The organism is Alicyclobacillus sacchari, from assembly GCF_004366795.1.
Lineage (GTDB): Bacteria > Bacillota > Bacilli > Alicyclobacillales > Alicyclobacillaceae > Alicyclobacillus > Alicyclobacillus sacchari.
The window spans coordinates 1-1,383 of the sequence record NZ_SORF01000057.1 but is presented as its reverse complement, the minus strand read 5'-3'; the positions used below and the strand labels follow the sequence as shown (position 1 = coordinate 1,383).

The following is a 1,383-nucleotide window of genomic DNA, read 5'->3' as shown; positions in this document are numbered from 1 at the left end:
CGTAAGCTGTTCTGCCTCTGGCTGTAATAGTGCTTGTTCAACCCAGCCCTAATCGCTTTTTTCATTTTGTCATCCACATTGACCCCTTGATTCCCATCACGGATACGAGGTCGTCCACGTTTCTTATCGCTGACCTTTTTCTCCTGCCCTGGTGCACCACAGTTTGCAAGTCGAGGAAGTACGCTGTTCTTGACCCCACCTCCCGACCAATATCGAACCAAGTACGTTTTCACGGTGTTGTAGCTGATGTGGAACGCTTCGCATGCCTGCTTTATCGCTTCCTGACGATAGCGAGGGACAAACGCATACTCTTCCCCTTCGACCACTTGGAAGAAAAATTGCACAACTTCCCATGCGAAGTCCCGCTTCGCCCTTTGGACATCGGTCAAATCATCGTCGGAGTCCAGCCGAACAATGTTGTCATCAACCATCTGCAGTTCTTGGTTTTCAACAAATTCCTCAAACTCCTGAAACGTCATAGGGCGCGGGAACAGTTTCTTATCTACAGCGATGACATACACCATCGATGTGACCTTGTTGATGTAAACGACCCTAAAGAATTTTCCCTTTCCATCCATAAACAACTGATTTACGACCATGTGCATCGCCGTCCCCCACACTTCACTGAAGAATATCCTTAACCTTCCTTGCCACCTGCACACTCTGATTCATATCGATGCGAATCAACTTCTTGGCGATTAAATATCTGAACAGATACAGTCCCCTTCCCTGAGATACCCCTTCTCTGTGGTCAAAGGCGTTGAGCACGTCATTGAGTTTCAAATCTGAGTGTCTCATCAAATCATCATGCAATAATTGGGCTTGTTCCGCCTTTTGATTGGCATCCATACCGTCGTCCAGCAACGTTTCGCGTACCCAGGCAATGTTCTTCGCGAACTGTTTTGGAATCTGCTTGTCCGTTATTAACTTCCACTCAACACCCTTCGCACGCCAATATCGGCGTTGGATCTCCAAATTTTCAATCGTGGTACTCCGTTTCAGTTCGCTGGCGTTTTTCACGCTCCGCGCCAGCAATCTCTCTTTCCCGTTGGCATCTCGAACGGTCAATAGGAAACTGGTCGTGAGCACCAGTGGAACTCCACTTTCCTTGTCCGTAAATTTGCCCAGGCGGAGATTGTCTTTATCGTCAATCGTTTCCATTAAGTTAAGTATTGGAAAGGATTCTCGGATATCGAAGACTGCATCACACCACTCAAATATAAGAAAGCAACGTAATTGACTGTCAGATTGGAGATGGTAGATCCTCGGAACTTTAACCCCAAATATCGGTCAAGTCCGAATTTGTGTGTAAATTGCCCCTACATGTAGAATGTGCTGAGTTTCGACGTGCCGCCTTTGACGGCTTTGCCTCGGCAAATCAAA

2 protein-coding genes are annotated in these 1,383 nt (G+C 47.1%); both read right to left on the bottom strand.

Translation table 11 applies throughout. The annotated features are described in order from the left end of the window. Positions 1 to 605: hypothetical protein (locus C7445_RS14400; protein WP_208320934.1), on the bottom strand; the 605-nt coding region annotated here is incomplete at its 3' end. 16 nt (positions 606 to 621) lie between these two features. After that, positions 622 to 1,221 (bottom strand): TnsA endonuclease C-terminal domain-containing protein, encoded by a 600-nt coding sequence (locus tag C7445_RS14395; RefSeq protein WP_341770562.1) that lies wholly within the window; start codon positions 1,219 to 1,221, stop codon positions 622 to 624. Between the last annotated feature and the right edge of the window lie 162 nt (positions 1,222 to 1,383).